This is a genomic window from Flagellimonas sp. CMM7 (assembly GCF_021390195.1).
Lineage (GTDB): Bacteria > Bacteroidota > Bacteroidia > Flavobacteriales > Flavobacteriaceae > Flagellimonas.
Genome location: NZ_CP090003.1, coordinates 4,368,493 through 4,392,594, shown reverse-complemented (window position 1 = coordinate 4,392,594; position 24,102 = coordinate 4,368,493). Strand labels below are relative to the sequence as shown.

The window sequence follows — 24,102 nt, the reverse complement described above, 5'->3', positions numbered from 1 at the left end:
ACAATATTTTACAATGTCCATAAACAGTGGGGTAGGAGCGTTTGAGGTGGAAATTAGGTGAAAACCTTTGTTTTCCTTTGATAGGATTTTGTTTTCCATATGCCGTTATTGTAGAATAATATCACTGTCAATATTTAATTTTTGGTGCAAAGCTTTTGCGACATTTAAGGTGATTTCTCTCTTCCCGTTTAGGTAATCACTGATTCTAGAAGCACTCGTATTCAATAGAGTGGCTAAATCTTTTCTTTTTAAGCCCATTTCAAACATACGAAGATCAATCATTTCTTGTAGGGTGGGTAATCCCATAGGAAAGTGGATTTCTTCGTATTGCTCTATAATATCAGTAACTTCCATAAACTCCTTGGCCAATGGATTATCAGTCGGAGTATTATCATCAACTACATCAATTAATTCTTCTAACCTGAGATTGGCTTCAACGTATTCTTTATGTGTTATGACTTTTTCCATAATCCTATAATTTGTCGATATTCTTTATTTTATCATAATCACGATGGTTACCAATCCACCGTATCAATACTTTCTTGTATTTAAATCGTACAATCGCCACGATGCGATAATGGTTTCCCTTGATATTAAAAACATATCTATTGTTTCCAACATTATCAGCCGAGTTGAATGTGTTCTTCAAATCAGCATAACTTTCCCATTCTGCTTTCTTCGTTCTTCTATACCAGTCTTGGAGTGCAACCCTAGCACTTGGTTTTTTCGAGAAATAGTCCCTTAATATTTTAAATGAAATAACATGCACAATACAAAGATAAATAAAAAATTACATATTTGGAAATATATTTACATTATTGGGAATAATAACATCAACCCCAAATCTTACCTCCAAACTTTGCGCGTGGATTCTGTGCGGTTTTTGTAGTGTTCCGACAGATAAGCGTTAAGCAAAAACCGGATAGGGCGCAAACTACTTTTTGTCTTTGGGGTTGCGCCATTCTTCATAAAGGGCACTTGCCTCTGGGGTTTCCACCATAAATCGTTCAAAGTGCCTGACTGCGTTACTTTCACCTTGTGAAAAAGCGGCCTGCTCCTTTTTTGGGATGCTCGAAATCTGGAATATAGCATATCCCAGGACCAGCAAAACAGTGATCAAAAAACTCCAGAACAACTGTACCGCCCATTTTGGAAAGGCAATAGATCTCTTGACATGGTAGATGACATTTGCCAATAGTTTGTTCTGTTCTTTAATTGCTTTCTTTTGACTATCGTTGTACTCTTTTAGAAGGAAGTCAATATCAGCGGTGTCTGCTGAAACTTTGTATCCTATAAGAAACTCTTTCAGTTTTTCCATTCGATTTACTGAATGTTCAAAATTCTTCAGTTCCTCCGTCAACAATTCTGCTATTTCATCAAGCTTTGCCATAATTCAATTTTTTTAAATGCCCATTCCAAGGTCTATGCTCTTTTTGATGGTATGTTTTACAACCTTGGCAGTTATTCTGGCAGCAAGATTTGGAGAGATGTTTACGGCCTTTCCCAATAGTTTTAAGGTATTCTCTGTTTTAGCTTTTTCCAATACGTTTTTGTTGAAACTAATTTCTTCGGCTATTCTGTTCATGGACATGGAACGGTGAACCTCACTGCCCTTTAGATTTTGCCCAGCTAACTCAAACCGAAAACCTTGTAATTGGTTCTGTTTGTTGATGGATGGGATAACCTTAACAGGATGGGCTTCCATAGCCTTGATGTATTGGTCAAAGTCCTTTGGCCTAATCTCACTGATAACCTTTTCGTGGATTCTTTTAAGAATCATCCGCATATCCTTGGCCTTGTCCAGTTTTTGTTGTTGGACATCTCGAACAGTGGTCAATCCCATTTCCTTTGCCACCCGTTCCGCAGCTTGTTGGCTCCGTTTTCCTATGAAGCTATCTTTGTAGGCCTGTCCCTGAAAATTGATTCGGTTCACATACAAATGGATATGGACGTGCTTTCTGTTTCTGTGTACAAAGGCAATGGCCTGGTTCTCCTGTAGTTTGATCTGTTTTAAAAAGCGCTTTGTGATTTCTTGGAGTTCTCTATTTTTCATTTCTTGCCCATCTTTGATGGTGGGGCTGAGCACAAAACTCAAGGTGTTCTTTTTGCATTGATGATTCTGTTGTTGAATCGTCCTGAACTCCTGGCTAATCTCTTTCGGAGTATCCCCGGCCAGAAATTGACTGTGGACAATCTCTGGTCTTTTTTCCTCTCGAAGTCCGTAGGCCATGGATGCCGATGTGTGCGATATGGAGTTTCCCATTCCAATCATACCCTAAAACTTAAAAGGTGCTCCCTGATTTCTTTTGCCAACTGGGTGACTTCATCCGCCAATTTTGGATTCCGCTTTCGAAACATATTCCCGATGCGTTTGAAATTGTTCTGGTACTGCACCAGTAACTTATAGGCCTCGATTTGATCTTCTGATAAACGTTCAATAATTCTGTCATCAAATGCGGCACGGCGACAATACTCACTAATGGAGAGCCCTGCCTTTTTGGCCTTGATTTTCAATAGCTTCTTTTCATAGATGCTACATCGGAACTGGATGTGTTCCCTTTTCATTTTTCCTTTTTTTCTTTTGTGAATTCTAAGAGAAAACCAAATCATTGGACAAAATTCTGTCCATAGACTTCCACATAGGGAGTTTGCCTCTTTACCACCGCGAACATCCGGTTCACCAGTTTGCAGCAAATTGCATTGACAATAACCTTATGGTCCTTGCCCTGTTCCCTTTTCCTCTTATAGTATTTTCTTATCTGTTCATCATATCTGATCGCTGAATTTACACCGTTGTTGAGCAATGTCTTTATGGTCTTGTTACCGAACTTGCTGGTTCTGGTCTTTCCCCTAATGGAAGTACCCGAACTGAACTCAAAGGGGGCTATCCCCGCATAACAGGCGTATTTACGGCCGTTGTCGAAACTGGTAAAGTTGTTGGTGGAGACGAGCATGAAGGCCCCTATGATGACCCCGACCCCCTTGACCGATGAAATAAGCGTATGGTTCCTGCTCAGTTCCACGTCACTCTTGATAATATCCATTATCTGCTGTTTGATGCCCACAATTATTACGTCCTGTTGTTCAATTTGTGCCTCTATTTGGGCAATGATACTGTCCATTCCACTTACGGGCAGATACCTCTTGTGACTTTTAAGGCTGTTCTTAAGCGATGTCCTTATCCTGACCATCTGTTCCCGGTAGGTCAACAATTGCTTTATCTTGACCAATAAGGGGGAGGGCATTTCATAGGGCTTGAGCTTTGCCCTATGGGTGAAAGCATAATCAGCTATCCGCTTGGCGTCTACCTTGTCGTTCTTACCACGGGTCATCCCCAGACTACGTTTGATGTGCAGCCCGGACTCCACACAGAACAAAATCCCCTGTTGGGCCAGCCATGCACAGAACAACAGTCCATAGGTTCCCGTATGCTCCATACAGAATGCGCATTCTTCCAACTCCAGTCCCTGTTCCCTTATCCATTTTAGGACAAGGGAGAAGCCCTTAAGGGAGTTGTCCGTCCTGAACTCGCCAAATCCGTGCTCCTTCATCAGTGCCAGGTCCAGCGTGGCATTGCTGATGTCAACCCCGACATAATGTTTTTTCTTGATAAATTCGTTCATTTCAATTTTAGTTTTTTAAACCGGAATGGTTGCCCAGCTGATACCTTTAATAAGTCCGACTTAAGATTCTAATTGGCCCGTGCAACAAAAAGGGAGGCCAGGACTACTTCGCAAAATGATACTGGATCAGACCGTCGGATAGTTCACCTTGCCTCCCCCGGTTTTTGAGTTATTAACTGTTTTGTAAGTTATCAGTCTCCCCTTAAGAATCCCCTCTTGAAACATTATCAACATGGTTTTAAACTTTTGCGACCAAAAGGGCCTTTAATCTAAAGGACCTTCGGGAGAAAAAGCAAGATTTGTCATGACAATGACACATCTTGAAATTCTCACTCAATCATCATTTTTTCATGCTGATTTCGTTCGCTAGCCTTCCTCCCTAGCCATCATCAATTCTTTTTATTTCTAAGTGCATATTTAAGTGCCTCTGCTTCCAATTCAGCTTTTGATTTTTTCTTATTCTGCAATAGCCAAAGATTGAGTATCTTCTTTTCGAAGAATATCATTTTACCATTGGGTTTTGAGTGTGGTATCTGTCTTCTTGAAGTAAGTTTGTACAAAAAGCTTCGTGAAACGCCCATGTATTCACAGGCTTCTTCAAATGTCAATACTTCCTTGCTACTTGACAGTAATCGTTCTATACGTTCAAGACGTTCCTCTAGTTTTAAATAATCCATTACTATTTTAATTTTTGGGATGAAACAATGGACAAAAGCTTTTGTACTTTTTATCAGAATTCTTTCAGCAAACTAGCATAGGAAACAGTAGGAAAGGCTTGCATCGCATGTGGTGCAAGCAAAATAGAGGAGAATGCAAGCAAATTTTACGAAAATGAGGCAAATACAGCTTCTAAATCCTCGCTTCTTTTGGAAACCCTGTTTCTGGTCAGGGCATTTCTAACGGTATCGTAGTTATATCGTCGCCCATCCTCACGCCTAAGCAAATCTGAGTTTTTAATGAAATCAATAAGCTGTAAGTCATTCTTGGGAAAGGTCAACTTGAACAGTTCATAAAACTCCTTACAAGCAGGGTTTTTTAATTTCAGATGAATCTTCGCGTCATGTTCGTCCCAATCCTTTAAAAAGCATTGGATAAAATCATCTTTTGAAGTTTTGTCGATGATAACCATATCATAGCGGACCAAATTATCGTAGAGTTTCTCCAATTGGGACTCGCTGATTGAAATATTGAAGTTTCTGGAGGTCTTTAATTTCTCCTTTATTTTGGGGATGAAAATCTTTTCGAATCTTTTTGTCCAAGTCACTTGGGCCATAAACATTCCGCCCAAAAAGAGAAAGCTGCCAATGGCGTAGGAAAAAATAGGGAATCTTTCTAAGGGTTCTATAATACCTGTATATCCCAAATGCATCACAGACAAACCCATACCATAGAATACCAATCTTGGCTTTTCCACATATTTGTCCCATTTGAATGGTTCATTGAACATGAATCGGGCAAATAAGGCGATGTAAGGCACCATCAGTCTGATAATCACATAACCAAAACAGGCGAGCATGAAATATTTTAGTATCAGAAGCATTTCTCCAAATTAACATTTTCTCTTTGCAAATCCGTGGGATATGGATGTAATACCGCTTTTTACGATTATGCTTGTGTAAAATGTATTTTGTGAATAGGGAGAAGAAAGTACAGGCGGCTTCATGCCGCTTGTACTTTCGCGCTGCTCTGAGGGTGTCGGAAACCGCAAGGTTTTGCGACTTCCGCAAGGGTTTGGGAATAAAACTATCTTTGGTAAAGTCTTGAAAACGGATTATAGTGCCGAAAAAGGTTCTTTTTGTGGGACCATATATAGCTTAAATAATACGATTATTGACATGTTAGAATTTTCATGGGATAAAAATCTTGAATTTTGCAGCCCATTTGGCAAATGTCAGATTCTAATATGGGAATCATCTTTTTTAGACTGTACATGCATCCTACCGTGAAGTTATCGTTACTTTGAATTTAATATGGACATTCCCATACATATCGATTTTATAGCCATAGTTATATTATTAGGCTGTACGTCTTCAAAGGAATTTGAACTGGCCCAGTCCAAAGTTAAGTCATAGTTTCAACTTATGAATTTGGTGCTCTTTCCTTCTTTTGAGCATCGTACTTTTCTTTATCGATTTGCGGTTTTCCAATATCTTTTTGTCCAGGCCAAAATACACGGTTGCTGGTATCAGGTTGTCCAATGATTCATGGTATCCCCTGTTGTTGTAATAGTCCACGAACTCTTCCAGCCTTTTCTTGAGCTCTCCTGGCAGATAGTAGTTTTCCAGTTTGATGATGTTCTTCATCGAACGGTGGTAACGTTCTATCTTGCCCTGTGTCTGTGGATGGTTCGGTTTTCCCCGGATATGCTCCATCTCCCTTTCCTTTATGAACTCCTTCAGTTGGCCACTGATGTAACAGGGGCCGTTGTCGGACAAGAACTTTGGCATTTGCCCTTTGGGCAGCGACACTTTTTCCAGTGCCCTTCCTACTGTTTTCTTCACATCTCCTGCGTTCATCGAGGGACAGAGTTCCCAATGGACGATATAACGGCTGTAATCGTCCAGAATGGTCGAGAGATAGTACCATCCCCATCCTATAATCTTCAGATAGGTGAAATCGGTCTGCCACATCTGGTGCGCCATCGAAGTCTTGCCCTTGTATTCCCTTTCATCGGTCATTTTGCAGGCAAGTCCATGGCAGGATTCTTCAGGAAAATCCACGGCCATTTCCACGACCTCTGACCTGACCTTGTCGGGAATTCTGTTCCAATAGGTGTTTCGTGCCCTGTGGTTGGGCGCAAGTCCGTCAAAACCACCTTCAAGGCACTTACAGTACCAGTTGTAGAAGGTGCTCTTGTCGACCCTATTTCCTTTAATGTCCTGTTCACGCCTATCTCAGATGTTTCCACGGGCCGTATTATCTCGTATTTCTCTGCTTGGGTAAATCGCATGTACTTCCTCCATTTTACCCTAAACCAATCGTACTTTTTTTGAGTACCCGGTTCTGAAGCAACAGTTCGGCCACCGTTTCCTTGAGCTGTGAGTTCTCCCCACGCAGTTCCTTTACCTTACTGGTATTGGCCTCACGCATGGTGTCGCCCATAAGACGTTTCTTGCCGGCCTCAAGAAAATCCTTGCTCCAACGGTAGTACAGTGCTCGGGCAATGCCCTCACGCCGACAGATGCCCGATACCGATTCCTCGCCCTTGAGCCCTTCCAGTACGATACGGGTTTTTTCCTCTGCAAAGAACTTCCGCCTTGTCTTTCTCCTGATGTCCTTTACGATTGATTCAGTGTTCTTCTTTGTCATTTTTAAGTGATTTAAATGGTCGATGAATCCATCTTCAAGGCTAGCCTTGAAGATAACAAAACCATCACTTAACCTTAAACCAAGTTCAGTCCACTTTTAGTTGAAGATTTACAGTAAATAAAACTTACTTTCTAACAATTAATAAGTAAATTAGCATATTGTTTACCTGACAAGTTTCTTCAAACTCAAATGGCAGAGGAAATTGATGTGAAGCTGTTTAAATAATTAGAAAAGAAAAAGTTAATAATGACTAAATCAAATTTGAAGAAAAGACTTCCGAATAAATTTGGACGATTGTTCCTAGGAATTTTGTTTAATTCCTTAGTTCTATCCTGCAATATTGTTGCCCAAACACCTCTACAAGTAGCAGGGGCCGCCACGAAAACAGCTATTCAAAATGGTAATTGGAGTGAGGCATCCACTTGGGGTGGCTCCATACCTGATAGTGATTCGCGTGTCCTTATTCCAGATGGTATTACAGTGACAGTGGACGGCATGATTGCTGAGGAAATGAAATCCATCCGTATAGCAAAGGGAGCCAAGCTTCAATACGCCACAAACGTTAATACGGAGTTAAGAACAGAGTATTTAGTTAGTGAAATGGGCGGTATTTTTGAAATAGGAACAGCCTCAAATAAAATTTCACCAAATGTCAAAGCAAGTTTGATATTTGCCGAAAGGGGAGGGACGACCCAAGTTGAAGACCCAGAGCGGTTTGCCCCCGGCGCAGTATTGATGGGGCCTGTAAGAATGCACGGTGCCGAGAAAACGAACTGGTTGGCTTTTAATAATGCTAATCAGCCCTCAAAAGGAACTACGAAATTGGTTTTAAATAAGGCTCCATCGGGTTGGCAAATAGGCGATAAACTGGCTTTGGCCGGAACAGATATTAATAGTTTTACTAGTGATGAAGTAGTGGAAATTACCGGTGTTTCAGGAGGTATTATCACCATAAAGACGCCTTTGTTAAGAGATCATAAGGCGCCATCTCAGGCTTCGGACTTAGATGTACACATTGCTAATCTATCTCGAAATGTTGTAATAACTTCAGAAAACACTAGTGTGACTTCAATACGTGGAGACTTTCATAAGCCTAGAGGTCATATGATGTTTATGCATAATCAAGATGTGGATTTGAGATATGTAGAGGCTAATAACACTGGGCGTACTGATAAATCAATCCTCCTTGATGATTGGGATTTTGAAGATTTAGCCAGAGGAAAAAGTACGGGTAACCCTGTCCCCAAAGGAGGTAGGAACCCAAGAGGTCGGTATTCTTTCCATTTTCACAGGGGAGCGGTAGATACCGGTGTATATCCAGCAAAAGCTTTTTTGCCAAAACCTGCACATGTAGAAGGTTGTGTGGTAAATAATGATCCAGGGTGGGGTTTTGTAAACCACTCATCCCGAGTAAACTTTCTAGGAAACGTGAGTTACGATGTTGTTGGAAGTGCCTTTTGTACCGAATCTGGAAATGAAACAGGTTCTTTTGTTGAAAATATAGCCATAAGAACTTATAATCCCGCAGAGCCTATGACAACAGAGCCTAGACCCCGAAATTCATATGTTGATGGCGAGCCAACACAGGCTCTGGCCGATATTAGGGAAGGTAGGCAAGATTTTGCGTGGCAGGGTGATGGATTTTGGTTTCATGGTACTGGGGTGACCGTTGATGGGAATGTAGTAGCAGGTTCAACAGGACACGCCTATGTATACTGGGTAGACGGACTAATTGAAAAAGGATTGGGTATGGCAAGAGGTGATATAGATACCCATGTGCCAGCAAATGAATTTCCTGTATTGAATAAAGCCTTAAAAGACTGGAAAGCACAATATCCGGGTTTCGTTTTGGATATATGGTATTTACAGCCCAGACCCTTTCGTAATAATACAGCCTACACTTTGGCTAGGGGAGTGCACACTTACTATGTACATACTGAATTTCACCTCAGTAGAGAACAAAGTTCCGATCCAGAAGAGTGGATGAACTTAACCCCGGATATTTATAGAAAACAACTCAACCTTGTGTTTGATAACACGGTATTGTGGAACATACGAAGAAGAGGTTTTGGTCACAACCATACCTCGAATGTGACCATTAAAAACTCTAGAGTAGTTGGTTACAATGCTTCTCAAGAGCTTGAAGACTATGGCACCAACCCACTTCCAGGAATTATAGCTGAGGAGCCTGTTGCAATTGGAATGGATTTAGATTTCTATCACAATACATTCAACTGGAATTTGATAAACAATACAATTGAAGGGTTTTCTGGAAATGCCATAGGGCTTACTACACCATTGAATGCCAATGTTGTGATTGATGGAGGAACTTTCAATAATTCAGGAACGGATATAGAAATAAAAAACCCTACCCATGAACCTGAAGAGGATTTCCCACTTGTTTTTGATAAAGGCAATCCAAAGGTTATTATTAAAGAAAATGCTGGACCTATCCGTTTTTTAAATGTAAATAAGAATATTGTACTATTACCTCAATTGCATAACAATAGGTTTGATCAAGATGCTTTTCCTTTGATAGGGCCGGCTAAAGAAGGAAATTGGTTTTTCACTCCCCAAGATATTGTATTAAAATTTGGAGAATTCAAAAACTCCAAAGTTTATTATCATGCACAAGACCCTGAATATATACCCTTTAGAGAAGAAATCAGATTTTCGTTAAGAGGAAGGCGTTCAGAGTGCCTGGAAAAAAAGTATATAGGCAAGACAAATAAGCAATTAAGTTTACAGAATAGTGGAGTATCTTTTGCAGGAGCTATTGCCCCTATTACAGCTACAAAACATCCAATGATTATTGGAGGTAAGGTTTTTGGAGTTTCTACAGATTAGATTTAGTCCATTAATTGAAAAATTTTCATCTAAGGGGGTGGGGAAAATTATAATTAGATTGTTTTAATTTAAATAAGTAAAAAAAATAAAAAAATATGAGAAATAAATATTTGATACTGGTTTTATGGTGTGCTATATTAACCGCAAATTTATCTTTTTCGCAGTTTGGCCAAGGTTTAACTCCTGCTCAGGTAGCAGGTACTCCTAATAAAACTGCAGTACAATCAGGAGATTGGTCTTCTGGTGCAACCTGGGGAGGAAGTATACCTGTAAACGGAGATAAAGTTCGTATTCCATTAGGTCTTACCGTCACTGTAAGGTCGAAGGTTTCAGCAGAGATGAAAAGTATTGATATTTTAGGGAAACTAACTTTTGACCCTTCAGTTGATACGGAATTAAAATCTGAATATGTTCATGGCGGTATGGCCAGTATTCTGGAAATTGGTACAGCTGCAGCTCCGATCCAGGCAGGTAAATCGGCTAAGTTTATAGTGACAGACAGTGGTGCGCCAGTAGCCAACGATTGGTGGCGGTATGCACCTGGATTGGTTCTGATGGGTAAGGTGGATATGCATGGGCAAGCTAAAACTACTTGGTTGGAGCTCGCTTCAGGTATTTCAGCGGGGGCCACATCTATGACTTTAGCATCAGCACCATCCAACTGGCAGATAGGTGATAAGCTTGTGCTTGCAGCAACTACTGCCCAAAACTTTACTAGTGACGATGTTGTAACCATTACAAGTATCAATGGTACTACTGTAAATTTTAGTCCTGCTACCACCTACGCACATCAACCTCCGGCAGAAGCCCCTAATTTAAAGGTTCATGTAGCAAATTATACCAGAAATATTGTATTCACATCAGAGAATATAAGTGTGTCTGCTAAAAGAAGAGGACATTTAATGTTTATGCATACTAACGATGTTAGGATGAAACACGTTGAAATGTTGGAAATGGGACGTACGGACAAGACTCAGCCAGTAAATGATTTTCAAGCTTTTATAATTGGAGACATGAATCAGATTAACAGGAACTTCTTACCAGGGGATCCAGGTTCTCCAGAGTTGGAAGCAGGAGAAAATCAATGGGGGTCGAATACCAATCCAAGAGGACGATATTCAGTACACTTTCATAGGAGTTTAGAGAATGAATCACCGCAAACAGAAGGAGATGCAATACCTAGAGCACAAGTACAAGGTGTTACGGTTTTTAACGATCCGGGATGGGGATATGTAAGTCATTCGAGCTCAGTTGACTTTATTGAAAATGCATCTTATGGCGTAGTTGGGGGAGCATTTAATACCGAAGCAGGAGATGAACTTGGTTCATTTGTCCGTAATATAGCTTTACGTACCGTTAATCCTACAGATCCATTTGGTAACCCAAGTGCTGGTGAAGCAGATTTAAATTTAAGAGAAGGAGGCATGGATTTTGCTTTTCAGGGAGATGCCTATTGGTTTCATAGCCATGGGGTTACAATTCGAGATAATGTGGCAGCTGGCGTTTCAGGGCATTCCTATGTATTCTGGCCAGAGGGCTTGATTGAAATTGGAAAAGGACAAAGGCGCGGACAGGTGAATTGGCATTTAAGCTCAGCTCAACGTGCATTAGTAGGCACAGCCAGTTCGCATCCTGACCCTGAATTAAATGGTATTCCTTGGCAGTTTGACTGTTGGTTAATTCCGGCCAAACCGTTTCAAAATAATACGGCTTATTCTACAAGCAAAGGCGTTTCTTTATTTTATGCACATTCCAGATTTTTAAACAATCTGGAACCTGCAAATCCTCAATTACCTGCAGGTACACAAGGTTTATATAACCATGTTTCAGAAGAATTTAGAGCTACACTTGACGTAAGGATTGAAGGAACCAAGATATGGAATATTAGAAATGCTGGAATACAATCCCAGTATGCTTCACATGTATCTATAGTAAACAACGAAGTATATGGTTATGGTACTCCAGTCACTCATGGAGGGCGAGTAGTAGAAGGTGTAGATTTAGATCATTGGAGAAACTCTGATAATTGGTTAATTGAAGGTAATACCATAAAAGGTTTTGCTTCAGGAGCTATTGGTCTTACACCACCAACCAATGCTACATCTATTGTTATGCGCAACAATACCTATGATAATCCAGGAACAGATATACGAATCAGTTCAAGAACCTATCGGGGAGAAGCTGAAGAAGTATCAGAGACAGGTGTTGGAGCTGAAAAAAGAGAACCTAGTTGGACAGGAATGGTGACTACACCACTTAATAAGAGGGTGTTAACATTAACCAATGAGGATTTTATATCGCAATCTGTAAATAATATAGTCATGCGAGCTTCGTTAAGTAATGATTTTACCGTGGATGTAGAAGATGGATTTGCAGTGAGTAGTAAACCTAGGAACCCTTATTCATTTTTATATAAGGATGAGATTACGTTGAATTTTGGGTCATTTAATAATTCAAGATTGTATTTTGATCAGCAAGCTGCAGATTTCACCCCTATCACAAATCAAAATTACCAATGGTCTGCAAATGAAGAAACTCCTAATGAATTTTCAATAGCACTTGAATGGAGAAATAAGACAAACCAACAGTTAGCATCTGTTTCCTTAAACGGAACGACGGGTCATTCTTTTAGTGGTGAAATCATGCCTGCCGGCGCAACTGCAAATGCTATGATTACCGGCGGTAAAGTCACTGGAGTTAGCATTGAGGGCTGTCCGTTGGATAATTTGCCCTCTAATAATTTCACTATAGTGGGCAACAATGAAACTTGTCAAGGAAGGTCTAATGGTGAGATTATAATAAACAGCCAACAGGCAGGTACCTATGCCGCCAATATTAACAATACAACTACAGTATTTTTCAACCAACATAAGATTGAAGGTCTGGCGCCGGGAACCTATACATTGTGTATAGAAGTACCCGGAGCACCAGTAAGTTGTGATCGTTGTTATGAAATCTTTATTGGCGAAGGTATTAGCTTAACAGGGAAATCGAGTACTAGTAAAATGACAGGTTCTCAAGGCGCACTAATGACTATAGACATCGATAAGGGAACAGCACCCTTTACCGTAAAGGTTAATGGTAATGAAACAGGTCAATACAATACCTCTAAATTCGAGATAGTAGTAACAGACCAAGATCAGGTAGAGGTTACGTCAACGAAATCTTGCGAAGGAAAGCTAGCCTTTATTGCCAAGGTTGATGGAGCCATAAATTTATACCCCAACCCAGTCAAGAATGATTTTACCATTACCGGGCAATCAAAATCTAACAGAATACAAGTAGAGATATATTCTTTAACGGGACGTTTGATAAACAAGGAGAATTATAATTTGATCGGTAATACAGCTCGCATTAGTTCTAGTGATCTGGCTCAGGGACTATATCTAGTCAAAGTAGACACCGGAAGCAACAGCAAAGTTTTTAAAATGATCAAGCAATAATATAAATATCACGAAATATGAAAAAAGAAGTAACATCATTCCTTATAGCCTTTATTTTTATGTTTTTATCTTGCAGTAAAAGCGATGATACCCAGCCACCACCGCCTGAAGAGTCTGATTTGGTGGCAGCTACTTTAAGTTTTCCAACTAACAATCTTATTTGTACAAACTTTCAGTTGGAATTCAGATGGTCTAATAACAATACAGGGGCCGTTGAAAATCAGATCGAGATTTCAAAAGAACAAAATTTCACAAACCCAATAATCAGAGAAGTTGTAACAGCAACCTTTAAGATTTTTACTTTGGAAAAGAATACGACTTATTACTGGAGAATGGTATCAAAACGACCGGGCTCTGAAACTTCAGTTGCTTCAGAGATATGGAAATTTGATACCGAGCCTAACCCAGTTTCTAATAATATTCCTTATGGCCCAACTATATTGGGGCCAACCAATGGAATTACAGTTTCAGGGAATACGGCCAATTTATCATGGAATGCTCAGGATGCAGATAATGATCCATTAACATACGATGTATATTTTGGAACATCTAATCCGCCCCCATTATTAGCTGCAGGAGTAACCCAGACTTCAAGGAATGTAGATTTGCAAGGTGCAGGTACATATTACTGGCGTATTGTTGTTAAAGATGATAAACAATCAGCTGCTATAGGCCAGGTATGGAATTTTACAGCCAATTAATTTAATCAGTTTGGGGCCATTGGAATTTTTTCTAATGGCTTTTTTTAACCAATCATAAATCAAATTGAATCCTATAAAAACTCCTTTTTAGGAAAGGGTATTCTAAAGATAGGCTTCATGATTTTTGCCGTTATTAAGTAGGCATGGGATGTTTTCTCTTACTGTGTAGGTGCAGGGAAGTGGCTTATGTGCAATATTGGGCTATCACTTAAATTTGCGTAAAACTTAAATATACTTTCTTACAGATAGAAAGAAAGAATTATATTTGCTAGTAAATAATACTGGCTTTAGAAAAAATCATGAAAATCAAGAACACTTCATTTCTATACCTTCTAATACTTCTAGTGGGTTGCAAAAATCAAAATAAGCCTGCTTATCTTGATATGACCTTGTCTGCAGATGAAAGGTCGGCAGATCTAGTTTCCCAAATGACCTTAGAAGAAAAAATTTTGCAATTAAGTCATTTATCTCCGGCAATAGAGCGTCTGAACGTAACCGCTTATGATATGAATTTTGACAATCCGTATGGACAGATTTCTATAGAATTCGAAAATGAGGATGCCGCAGAATATGAGCAGAAACGTCCATGGGAGAAGGAGAACTGGCACCATTGGGAAGACATGGGATTGGGATGTCTAGATGGGGGTTACTGGAACGAAGCACTACATGGGGTGGCACGCTCGGGATTGGCAACTGTTTTTCCTCAAGCCATAGGGTTGGGAAGTACATGGAACCCGGATCTCATTCAAAGTATGGCAGATGTTACTTCAACAGAGGCCCGCATCCATTATAATAAATACGGAAAAAAACTAACCTATTGGTCACCTACCATTAATATACTAAGAGATCCAAGGTGGGGTCGAAATGAGGAATCATATGGTGAAGACCCTTACCTGCTGTCCAGAATGGCAGTAGGCTTTGTGAAAGGACTTCAGGGTAATGACCCAAGTTATTTAAAAGCGGTGGCTACCGTAAAGCACTTTGTAGCAAATAACAGTGAGTTTAATAGGCATACAGGATCTTCAGACGTAAGTGAGCGATGGTTAAGGGAATATTATTTACCAGCATTTAAAGCGTCAATTATGGAAGGTGGAGCAATGTCTGTGATGAGCGCCTATAACAGCCTGAACGGTATTCCTGCTAGTGCAAATACTTGGTTGCTAGATGATGTATTAAGAAAAGAATGGGGTTTTAAGGGTTATGTGGTTTCAGATTGTGGTGCCATTAGTGATATTGTTCATGGGCATAAATTTGAAACAGATCCAGAAAGAGCCGTGGCCATGGCCGTGAAAGCTGGTACTGATTTAGAATGTGAAACATGTGGTGACGAGCAGTTCTTATATGATAAATATCTTTCTGGGGCTTTTGAGAAAGGATATATCACAGAAGCAGAAATAGATAAGGCTGTTGCAAGATTATTCAGGGCACGCATTCTACTCGGAGAATTCGATCCAGCCGAGAAAGTTCCTTTTAGTGCAATTCCTGAAAGTGACCTAGATAGCGAATCCCATAAACAATTGGCTTTACAAGTGGCTCGTGAAAGTATGGTGCTACTTAAAAATGATGGTATACTTCCTTTAAATCAGGAAAAGCTAAACAGTATTGCTGTTATTGGGCCAAATGCTAATGTGGCTGTTCTGGGCGGGTACAGCGGGACCCCATCAAAAGAAGTAAGTGCCCTTGAAGGGATTAAAGAAATGGTTGGAGATAATGTAAAAGTGGAATTCGCTAAGGGCTGTTTGATTTCTCATCATATCAATGAAGAAGAAGTCAGCACAGAGCAATTACAAGAAATTGAAAGTTTTGATAAAGAAGGCGAACTTAAAAAGGCAGTAGCTTTAGCTAAAAATTCGGATGTAGCGGTGGTTTTTGTAGGGACCAACTTAACAGTAGCTAATGAAGAGGCCGATCGTTCTAATTTAAACCTTCCAGGAGATCAGCAAAAGTTAGTAGAAGCAGTTTGTAAAGTGAACAAAAAAGTTATTGTTGTTCTCATTAATGGGATGTCATTGACAATTGATTGGATCGATAATAATGTACCAGGGATTTTAGAAGCCTGGTACCCTGGGCAATCGGGTGGCACGGCTATAGCAGAAGTGCTTTTTGGTAAATACAATCCTGGAGGTAAATTACCTGTTACTTTTTATAAGAATTTAGAAGATTTACCACCAATAGGCGACTATGATATTGCGAAAGGACGTACTTACATGTTCTTTGAAGGTGATGTTATTTACCCATTTGGACATGGCCTCAGTTATACCAATTTTGAATACGGCAATTTAAAGGTAGATGGTAACAATGTGACCTTAGATGTTCAGAATACTGGTGATTATCAGGGAGATGAGGTCGTTCAATTATACGTTAGAAATCTAGCAACTCCGGACGTTGCACAACCAATGAAAAAGTTGCGCAAGTTCAGAAGAATCCATTTAGATAAAGGTACATCTAAAACACTTGATTTTACTTTAGATAAATCTGATTTTGCATATTGGGATGAACATAAAAAAGAATGGACGGTTGCTTCTGGAGATTATGAGATTCTTGTTGGTTCTTCTTCAGCCGATATTAGAGTTAAAATGTCAATTACGCGGTAAATAATTGAAAAAGTAGGTTACATGAATTATAGAAATATTTCGTTGGTTATTTCCTTAGCATTTTTATTGTTTGGAATTGAGGTAAGCGGTCAAGACAATTTTTACGCTTATCACACAAAAGTACAGCATTCACCATCTGACTATGTTGGCAAATATGCCGATTTAATTGTGGTCTTGGGAGAAAATAAATTGGAGTTTACAAGACAAACTGGCTATTTGCCAAAATGGACAACTTCCAGTCATTCCTTCCTAGTAGATGATTTCTTTCCGGAAAAAGATATTGATACTAATTTTGAATACTCCTATGTGCGCCTGCTCGAGGAAAGTAATGAGCAAATTATTGTGCACTGGCGTTATGTTAAGGATATAGAGATTTTTAAGAGAGCCAATAAAAACCTAGATTCTAAATTTGAGCAAGGACTCACCCATGTTGTGCATGAAATATTTACTATTTATCCTAATGGTAAAGTTGAAAGACAGGTAAAAGACGCTACAGGCTCTAGTTATAATAGCTGGTCAAGTAAAGAGTATGCAGATAGGCAAACCTTCACGCTATCTAATTCAGGAATTGATTACAGTCCAGTTGAATGGGGATATAAGGGCTGGGTAAAACCAGAAAGGGGACCACAAAATAAGGTCATTTCCACTAGTGGACTAAAAGATCCAGTATTACACTGGAAATTCGATATGGATATTTTGGATGCAGAGGATGTAGATGGTATTGCAGATTGGGAGATGGAGTATTATAAAGATAGTGCCCTGGAGACTATTACCGAAGAAATAGATACTATTTTAGGAGGTAGTTATATAGTTAAGAAGGGTGTTTCAGGAAGAGCTCTGGCGTTTGATGGTTATTACACGGGGGTTGAGCATATAGAAAAGTTCGAACTACCGGATAATTTTACAGTAGAAGGATGGATAGCCTTAGATGTATATCCTTATAATGAAGCACCACTAATCCATAATGCCATAAACTTTGGAGAACAAGGGTTTTACCTTGGCGTAGATGCCTACGGATTTCCATTTTTAAGGGTAAACGGAAAAACCATAAAGAGTGATTCAAAACTTCCTTTATACCTATGGAAACATTTGTCGGCATCGGTTGAGGAAAATAATGCTATATTTTATCTAGATGGAGAAAAGGTAGGCAGTACCGTTTTTAAAGGTTCATTAAAGAATTCTAAGAGGCTGTCTATTGGTCTAAATACAGACAAGGCCAGAGGTACTGATTATGTACGTGAATTTTCTCAAAATTTACCATTCATTTACGGCATTCAGGGAATCATAGATGAAGTTAAGGTTTATAATGCTGCTTTATCTGAGAAGCAGATAGCTAAGCACTATAACCGATTTGTTCCAACAGATAGAACTTCCCCTGTTGAAAAAGCGGTCCTACCAGGAGAAGTAGGTGTTGCTGAAAACTTTGGAGCCTATTACAAGACCCTTGACTACCATGAGTTATGGGATAAAATGTGGAGGCTCACAGATAAGACAGACATTGTAGTTAAGTTTGAAGACTCCCCTGTAAGTGTGGTATATTGGCATGGTTCCAATTTTGCCGCAAATTGGGTACTGGATAACAACCGATGGATGGCTGATCAAAGCTCAGAGATATTCACTAAACATGGTTGCTCAGAGCATATGTCTGATAAACAAAATAGGCACAGTTATTCCAGAATTATAGAAAATAATCCGGCCAGGGTGGTAGTACATTGGAGGTATCCTTGTGTAGATATAGGCTATATTTGCACAAATAAAGCAAATTATACAGATGAATATCATACAATATACCCTGATGGAACGGCTATTAGAAAGACAGTTTTCAATAATAAATTAATTGAGGCCCCTGGTTTTCAGGATGTCCAGTTTTTTACAAACCCGGGGGAAGATGCTTTAGATGTTGTTAATATTAATGCCGTAACAGTGGCCAATACCAAAGGAGAAACTGTTGAATATGTTTGGGAAAAGCCAAATGTTATGCCAGAAGGGGAATTAGAGGATGCATCTATTCAGTGGATGAATTCAAAATCCGATTGGAAAATATATAAGATTTATGATGAAGAAGGCATCTTTACATGGGGTGAAGATGAACAATCAAAATATACCGATGATCCATTTGCAGGACCATGGAATCATTGGCCTATTAGCTTATTGCCATCAGATGGTAGATTTGCCATAGATTCAGATCGCGTTACTCATTTTGCATTAGGTACGGGCGGACCTGGACCAGAAGCTAGCATTTTTTACGGATTTACAGATAAAACCATACATACTTTGATTGACCCCGCCAAATATTTCCAAAACGCACCTAAAATTTCAGAAATAGATAACGGAAAAAGTAAAGGCTTTATGAAAGCCGAAAAAGCTTACCTAATAAGCGAGGTAACCCAAGGTGATATTAATATTAATATTGATGCGTCAAAAGAATCGCCAATCCATAATCCCGCATTTGTTTTTGATAACATCAAACTTGATATAGATCAGGCTAGGGCAAACGGGAAAAAATTAGAGATGGGAAAAGAGGTCAGGGTTGGACATGAATATAACGCACAAGGCAAACCAAAAACAATAGTTTGGCTTCAGTTTAATACAGATAAGCAGTTAAGCATTGAAATTAAATGAAACTATATAATGATGTACTCGTTAAACGCAACATTTTTCCTTAATAGTGGTCTAAAATCCTTCATAGCTCTTATTTTTATAGGAAGTGGTCTGCTATTTGGTCAAGATAAAAAAATATACCAACTACCCTCGGGTCCAGAAGGCCCTGGAGAATTTGGGGCGTACTATTCTCGCTTAGATTACGACCCTGAGTGGGACAAAGACTGGCGTATTGGAGAGCATCCGGACATTGTGGTTAGATTTGATAACGGCGGTCATAAATTAGTGTTCTGGAGAGGAACGAGTTATATCCCTTCTTGGGTATCCGAAAACGGTATTTGGTATACCAACGAGTTTGTTGAACGTAGAAATGTTCACAGTTCAAACACAACCAGTATAGTAGAGCCTATGAGTGATAAACAATGTAGGTATTCCCAGGTTAGAATAATTGAAAACAATGACGCCAGAGTGGTTGTTCACTGGCGGTATGCCCCAGTTGATGTCACTTACGAACACCCGTTTATAAATCAAGAAACTGGATGGTTTGATTGGGTTGATGAGTATTATACCATTTACCCCAATGCCAAAGGGGTTCGAAAGATTACGGCTCACAGCAGTAATTTGATAAAATGGATGGAATTCCAAGAGGCCATCGTTATTAACCAACCAGGTACGTTGCCTCATGATAATATTCAGAATGAAGCCATGTCCATTGCTAATATGAAAGGGGAACATATTACATATGTTTGGGATGAAAATGGTGCCCCGCCTTTCGATAAAAACCCTCCAATGGCTAATATTTTTAAAGTTAACCTTAAAAGTAAGTGGCAACCATTTGCATTGGTGTCTCCTCCCAAGGAGTTTGATAATTTAATTACGCCTTATAGAGGAACCGGAAATGACTCTTTTTTCAATTGGTGGGATCATTGGCCAGTTTCTCAGGATGCCAGTGACGGCAGAGGGGCTGAATCTGCTGATAGACCATCGCATTCATCATTAGGTCATATTGCTTTGGCAATAGACCCTCCTGTAGATAGTTGGGGGACCTATGGTTATAATACTATAATTAACAACCAAGCACTTGAATGGACGGCTACAGAATGGGGGGCACTGGATTTAATGTTTAAAAAACCGGAAAACTTAAAAGGCGGTATTACATTTTCCTTTGATTATGCTAATTTATGGACCTCTGATATCAAACTTATTATGTACGATAGGTTTTCTGAAATAACCGAGGAAATAGAACTTAGCAAATTAGGAACTGGATTTAAGACGAACAATAAGAACTTTAATACATATACTGCAGATATAATGTTGGAAGATTTTCAAGGAGACGCCCAGATTGACAGTATGTATGAAATTTATCTGGAGATAGCCGGTTCAGATGAGCCTAGTACCTTTTTATTGGACAATATAAAACTGTCTGCTAAAAAAGGTGATTTTGTCTACTCTTTAAACTTTAATGAACCTGATGGAACCTTTATTGAGAGTTTAAATTTACCAGATCAAGCCCAGTGGGAACCCTATTCCAGAACTGATTACAGTATTACCAAACTAATGTTACATGGTATGACTACAGGTACTGTTGAAGATTTAGTGCCCTTTGCAAAGAGTTGGGATAATCCAGCCAATTTAATCGTTAGGGGAAATGAATTTCTCAATGAAGGTTATGACCCTACGGAAATGGCTTATGTCATTAAAAGAAAATCGCCTAATCCATCACAAGTGGAATTAATTTTAAACGCTGATGAAAATACTCCGGTTATAGACCCAGCATTTATTATTAAAGGGTGGGGAGATAGAACCTTTAATCTTGAGTTAAATGGAGATAGACTTAATAATGGAACAGACTATCGTTTTGGATTTAGAAAAACATTGGAAAGTACAGATTTGATAATATGGTTGGATAATGAAACTGAAAATGGAGAAGTAAAAATAGAATTAGTAGTAAAATAGCTAGATTTACACAGGTTCTCTTGTATTTTTGACTTTAAGGTGAAGGTAATGCTTTGACAGGGGGGCAACTTTCAAAAAGACCGGCATGAGAAGGTGTTTAAATCAATTTAGAGTGTAAATACCAAATCGATAATGTGCCTACTCTTGATTCCCCAAATAAGGAAAACTAAATCTTGTCGTCATTTCATTGGGTAAGCTCAAACTGGAAAACCCTATCTAGAATAATAGACAATGCTCCAACCAAGGAGGCGTCTTCACCAAAAGAAGAAGGTAGTATTTTAACTTCTCTTTCCAGTTGCTTAAATTGGTTAAGAACCATATTTTCCTTTAGTTTGTCAAAGAATATGTCTCCGTTTTTTGTAAGCCCCCCTGTTAGTATAATGGCTTCAGGATCAAATAGTTTTATTAGCGCATCTAAACCTATTCCAAAATATTTCATGGCTTCTTCAAAAATTTGCATTGCTAGGTTGTCCATTTCTTTGGCTGATTGAACTACAATTTTTGCAGATATATCTTCAATCTTACCATTTACTTTTTCCAGTATTATGCTATTAGGATAATCAGATACTTTTTGCTTAGCTATTTCAGCAATGGCATAACCAGAGGACAAAGATTCTAAACTTCCTCTTAGTCCGTCTTTACCGACGTATTCGCTTTCTGCATTAAGAATGATATGTCCAAACTCTCCAGAAAACCCTTTATGGCCATAGAAAGGTTTTCCGTCTACCACAATTCCGGACCCAATACCATAACCGGCATTAACAAAAATGAAATTTTTGAATTGTCTGCCATGCCCTTGAAGGAGCTCTCCGAAAGCGGTAACTCTTGAAGCGTTATCATAAATTATTGGCAAGCTAATGTGCTTTTTTAATTCTTGTCTAAGGTCTACTTTACTCCAGTTAAAAACTGGGGAATATTCTATGATACCATTTTCAAAATTAATTAAACCAGCTACCGCAATCCCAATACCTTGAATTTTAGAATCATCTAACTTAGATCGTAATTTTAGTTTATCTACTATTTGATTAATCTGGATACAAATCTTCTCAAATCCCCCACTTAAATCGGTTTGAGTTTCAACTTCAATTATAATATCACCATTCAAGTTGGAAATAGCTCCTCTTATACTAGTGGCTCCGAGGTCTATACCCACAACATAAGCATTACTTCCGTCAAACTTGAGCATTTTAGGAGGTCTTCCACCCGTTGAATTACCATCGCCAACAATCTTAACAAGTTCCATTTGCACCAAGCTGTCAACAATTCTTGTAACCGTTGGAGCACTTAGTTTGGCAATTTTTACAATTTCTGCCCTAGAAGTTGACTCCGAATCACGGATAATTTTTAAAATCTCAATTTTGTTCAGCTTATTAATGTATGAAGCGTCCTTTACAATCATAATCCTATACTTTTTACTTAGATCGTTTCCACATGCTAAGATAAGTATATTTCCTACTTTTTAACAGTGAATTAAAAATGATGGAAAAATCTGTTTTATGGAAGTTTAATTTATTGTCTAATAAATTGATTATTAGGATGTTATAAAAAAGTAAAAATTGGCTAAAAACTTAAGGTAAAGTTAAGTTTTTGCCCAATAATTTATGTGAGGCTAAATCCCGTTCTTTCTTAGGGGTTGAAGTATACGCGTTCCATTTCTGTCCAGCTTTTATACCCCTCTAATGGAGTTTGCATGGGGTCACATACTTTTAGCCAGGCAATGGTTCTTTCTTCTTCTCCCATTTTTTTCATGTCGGCCTCAAAATCATTGCCGACGTATTCGTAATAGCCAAACTCATAGTATTCTCCGTTTATTTCATGAAGAAAGATGGAAAAATTGCGCATGCCATATTTTGTAAGTAAATCACGGACCCCTGGGTTGGAGTCGGCATGCAATTTTTTATACTCCTCAATGTGTTCTGGCTTAAGTTTGATAACCATGCCAACACGCTTTGTTATTTTTTCATTCATAGCGTTGTTAGGTGTTGAATTACATGAAACCAATAAAAATAAGGCGAATAAAAGGCTAATGGTTTTAAAATAGGTTTTCATAAAATTTAGTTTTTAGGATTAAAAATAATCCGGGAGGAGTTTATGTGGACATTATTTCAATAATATCATGGAGATGTATTTTTGGATTCGCTCCGCTGTTTTGAGCAACCATCGCTCCAGTGGCACAGGCAAAATTCAAGGCATATTGGGGTTTATTATTGTTTTGAAGTAATTGTATTACCAATCCTGCTAAAAAGGAGTCTCCAGCACCAACTGTGTCAACTACGTTTATGTCGTACCCATCGCAATAATAGAATTTCGAATCATAATAAAACAAAGCGCCATTTGCACCCATTGTAATACAAATACTCTTGGTTTTTGTGATTTTAGCTATGTACTGTACATTGAGCTCTATTGAGTTATAAGTAGATTTATATAATGAAGTAATTTCATTAAACTCTTCATCACTACACTTAATTAAGTCGGCATTTAGTATGAGTTCCTTTAAGGTGGATTGTTCATAATGCGGAGCTCTAAGGTTCAAATCCAAGACACTGTATTTAGCGAGTTTCAAAAGTTCAAGGAGGGTAGTCCTGGACTTTTTGTCTCTATTGGAAAGGGATCCAAAGATAAGGGCATCTGACTGGGCTACCAATGTGGTTATATTTTGATTCAATGTAATTTGATCCCAGGCAACAGGATGCTTTATTTCATAAGTGGCATTGCCTTTATCATCAAGAGATACCTTGGCCTCACCTGTAGGGTAATGCTGGCAGGTTTGTATAAAGTCTGTTGGAAAATCAAGTGCATTAAGGTAATCAATGATTTCGTTTCCCTCTTGATCAGCACCAACAGAACTAATAAGTTGGGCTTGACCGCCTAAAGAATTCACTCTAATCGCTACGTTCAAAGGTGCTCCACCGATTTTTTTTACAGTTGGAAGTTTGTCAAATAGGACTTCACCATAACAGACAACTTTGGGTATTTTCATCATTTTTTAAAATAATAATAAAGGAGAGCGTCACTGGATGCAATGCCC

General features: G+C 38.9%; 17 protein-coding genes and 1 pseudogene. 6 read left to right on the top strand and 12 right to left on the bottom strand.

Going from position 1 to position 24,102, the window contains the following annotated elements; genetic code table 11:
- Nucleotides 1–105: 105 nt before the first annotated feature.
- From LV704_RS19835 to LV704_RS19795, 9 genes and pseudogenes are all read right to left on the bottom strand, one after another.
- Entirely contained in the window at nucleotides 106–468 is a 363-nt protein-coding gene (locus tag LV704_RS19835; protein WP_163421954.1) for a type II toxin-antitoxin system HigA family antitoxin, read from the bottom strand.
- A 4-nt stretch (nucleotides 469–472) separates the two neighbouring features.
- Complete coding sequence (locus LV704_RS19830; RefSeq protein WP_163421955.1) at nucleotides 473–769, bottom strand: type II toxin-antitoxin system HigB family toxin; 297 nt, start codon at nucleotides 767–769, stop codon at nucleotides 473–475.
- Nucleotides 770–934: 165 nt separating this feature from the next.
- Nucleotides 935–1,390 (bottom strand): DUF6730 family protein, encoded by a 456-nt coding sequence (locus tag LV704_RS19825; protein ID WP_163421956.1) that lies wholly within the window; start codon nucleotides 1,388–1,390, stop codon nucleotides 935–937.
- Between the two features lie 12 nt (nucleotides 1,391–1,402).
- Nucleotides 1,403–2,272 (bottom strand): relaxase/mobilization nuclease domain-containing protein, encoded by an 870-nt coding sequence (locus tag LV704_RS19820; protein WP_163421957.1) that lies wholly within the window; start codon nucleotides 2,270–2,272, stop codon nucleotides 1,403–1,405.
- On the bottom strand, nucleotides 2,269–2,565 hold the full coding sequence (mbpA, locus tag LV704_RS19815; protein WP_163421958.1) for a mobilization protein MbpA: 297 nt from the start codon (nucleotides 2,563–2,565) through the stop codon (nucleotides 2,269–2,271). Before mbpA ends, LV704_RS19820 begins: the two co-directional genes overlap by 4 nt.
- Before the next feature lie 41 nt (nucleotides 2,566–2,606).
- Nucleotides 2,607–3,623, bottom strand: coding sequence for an IS110 family transposase (locus tag LV704_RS19810; RefSeq protein ID WP_163421959.1), 1,017 nt, complete (start codon nucleotides 3,621–3,623; stop codon nucleotides 2,607–2,609).
- Between the two features lie 389 nt (nucleotides 3,624–4,012).
- Nucleotides 4,013–4,300 carry a helix-turn-helix domain-containing protein gene (locus tag LV704_RS19805; RefSeq protein WP_163421960.1) on the bottom strand — a complete coding sequence of 96 codons (288 nt, stop codon included), beginning with the start codon at nucleotides 4,298–4,300 and terminating at the stop codon, nucleotides 4,013–4,015.
- 146 nt (nucleotides 4,301–4,446) lie between these two features.
- Nucleotides 4,447–5,163: a hypothetical protein gene (locus LV704_RS19800; protein WP_163421961.1), complete on the bottom strand. Its 717-nt coding sequence runs from the start codon at nucleotides 5,161–5,163 to the stop codon at nucleotides 4,447–4,449.
- Nucleotides 5,164–5,689: 526 nt separating this feature from the next.
- Nucleotides 5,690–6,932 (bottom strand): annotated as a pseudogene (locus LV704_RS19795) (DDE-type integrase/transposase/recombinase).
- Between the two features lie 246 nt (nucleotides 6,933–7,178).
- Between LV704_RS19795 and LV704_RS19790 the strand changes: the two are divergent.
- The 6 genes from LV704_RS19790 to LV704_RS19765 all read left to right on the top strand — a co-directional run bounded on the left by LV704_RS19790 (nucleotide 7,179) and on the right by LV704_RS19765 (nucleotide 21,074).
- On the top strand, nucleotides 7,179–9,779 hold the full coding sequence (locus tag LV704_RS19790) for a G8 domain-containing protein (RefSeq protein ID WP_163421962.1): 2,601 nt from the start codon (nucleotides 7,179–7,181) through the stop codon (nucleotides 9,777–9,779).
- Between the two features lie 95 nt (nucleotides 9,780–9,874).
- Nucleotides 9,875–13,222: a T9SS type A sorting domain-containing protein gene (locus tag LV704_RS19785; protein ID WP_163421963.1), complete on the top strand. Its 3,348-nt coding sequence runs from the start codon at nucleotides 9,875–9,877 to the stop codon at nucleotides 13,220–13,222.
- Nucleotides 13,223–13,239: 17 nt separating this feature from the next.
- Nucleotides 13,240–13,923: a hypothetical protein gene (locus tag LV704_RS19780; protein WP_163421964.1), complete on the top strand. Its 684-nt coding sequence runs from the start codon at nucleotides 13,240–13,242 to the stop codon at nucleotides 13,921–13,923.
- 299 nt (nucleotides 13,924–14,222) lie between these two features.
- Complete coding sequence (locus LV704_RS19775) at nucleotides 14,223–16,517, top strand: glycoside hydrolase family 3 C-terminal domain-containing protein (RefSeq protein ID WP_163421965.1); 2,295 nt, start codon at nucleotides 14,223–14,225, stop codon at nucleotides 16,515–16,517.
- A 21-nt stretch (nucleotides 16,518–16,538) separates the two neighbouring features.
- Nucleotides 16,539–19,139: a LamG domain-containing protein gene (locus LV704_RS19770; protein ID WP_163421966.1), complete on the top strand. Its 2,601-nt coding sequence runs from the start codon at nucleotides 16,539–16,541 to the stop codon at nucleotides 19,137–19,139.
- Between the two features lie 9 nt (nucleotides 19,140–19,148).
- Complete coding sequence (locus LV704_RS19765; protein ID WP_163421967.1) at nucleotides 19,149–21,074, top strand: hypothetical protein; 1,926 nt, start codon at nucleotides 19,149–19,151, stop codon at nucleotides 21,072–21,074.
- Between the two features lie 184 nt (nucleotides 21,075–21,258).
- On the opposite strand, the gene LV704_RS19760 is transcribed toward LV704_RS19765, so the two are convergent.
- The 3 genes from LV704_RS19760 to LV704_RS19750 all read right to left on the bottom strand — a co-directional run bounded on the left by LV704_RS19760 (nucleotide 21,259) and on the right by LV704_RS19750 (nucleotide 24,057).
- Complete coding sequence (locus tag LV704_RS19760; protein WP_163421968.1) at nucleotides 21,259–22,473, bottom strand: ROK family transcriptional regulator; 1,215 nt, start codon at nucleotides 22,471–22,473, stop codon at nucleotides 21,259–21,261.
- 227 nt (nucleotides 22,474–22,700) lie between these two features.
- Nucleotides 22,701–23,123, bottom strand: a complete 423-nt coding sequence (locus tag LV704_RS19755) for an L-rhamnose mutarotase (RefSeq protein WP_205597880.1) — start codon at nucleotides 23,121–23,123, stop codon at nucleotides 22,701–22,703.
- 40 nt (nucleotides 23,124–23,163) lie between these two features.
- The gene (locus LV704_RS19750; RefSeq protein ID WP_163421969.1) at nucleotides 23,164–24,057 is read right to left on the bottom strand and encodes a carbohydrate kinase; all 894 of its coding nucleotides are present in this window, start codon (nucleotides 24,055–24,057) and stop codon (nucleotides 23,164–23,166) included.
- Nucleotides 24,058–24,102 lie beyond the last annotated feature (45 nt).

Excerpts from the sequence above, each read along its gene's own strand:
- LV704_RS19805 (WP_163421960.1), bottom strand. The coding sequence starts at position 4,300 with ATGGATTATTTAAAACTAGAGGAACGTCTTGAACGTATAGAACGATTA.
- LV704_RS19800 (WP_163421961.1), bottom strand. The coding sequence starts at position 5,163 with ATGCTTCTGATACTAAAATATTTCATGCTCGCCTGTTTTGGTTATGTG.
- LV704_RS19785 (WP_163421963.1), top strand. The coding sequence starts at position 9,875 with ATGAGAAATAAATATTTGATACTGGTTTTATGGTGTGCTATATTAACC.
- LV704_RS19825 (WP_163421956.1), bottom strand. The coding sequence starts at position 1,390 with ATGGCAAAGCTTGATGAAATAGCAGAATTGTTGACGGAGGAACTGAAG.
- LV704_RS19780 (WP_163421964.1), top strand. The coding sequence starts at position 13,240 with ATGAAAAAAGAAGTAACATCATTCCTTATAGCCTTTATTTTTATGTTT.
- LV704_RS19790 (WP_163421962.1), top strand. The coding sequence starts at position 7,179 with ATGACTAAATCAAATTTGAAGAAAAGACTTCCGAATAAATTTGGACGA.
- LV704_RS19755 (WP_205597880.1), bottom strand. The coding sequence starts at position 23,123 with ATGAAAACCTATTTTAAAACCATTAGCCTTTTATTCGCCTTATTTTTA.
- LV704_RS19765 (WP_163421967.1), top strand. The coding sequence starts at position 19,149 with ATGATGTACTCGTTAAACGCAACATTTTTCCTTAATAGTGGTCTAAAA.
- LV704_RS19760 (WP_163421968.1), bottom strand. The coding sequence starts at position 22,473 with ATGATTGTAAAGGACGCTTCATACATTAATAAGCTGAACAAAATTGAG.
- LV704_RS19820 (WP_163421957.1), bottom strand. The coding sequence starts at position 2,272 with ATGATTGGAATGGGAAACTCCATATCGCACACATCGGCATCCATGGCC.
- LV704_RS19835 (WP_163421954.1), bottom strand. The coding sequence starts at position 468 with ATGGAAAAAGTCATAACACATAAAGAATACGTTGAAGCCAATCTCAGG.
- mbpA (WP_163421958.1), bottom strand. The coding sequence starts at position 2,565 with ATGAAAAGGGAACACATCCAGTTCCGATGTAGCATCTATGAAAAGAAG.
- LV704_RS19770 (WP_163421966.1), top strand. The coding sequence starts at position 16,539 with ATGAATTATAGAAATATTTCGTTGGTTATTTCCTTAGCATTTTTATTG.
- LV704_RS19810 (WP_163421959.1), bottom strand. The coding sequence starts at position 3,623 with ATGAACGAATTTATCAAGAAAAAACATTATGTCGGGGTTGACATCAGC.
- LV704_RS19750 (WP_163421969.1), bottom strand. The coding sequence starts at position 24,057 with ATGATGAAAATACCCAAAGTTGTCTGTTATGGTGAAGTCCTATTTGAC.
- LV704_RS19775 (WP_163421965.1), top strand. The coding sequence starts at position 14,223 with ATGAAAATCAAGAACACTTCATTTCTATACCTTCTAATACTTCTAGTG.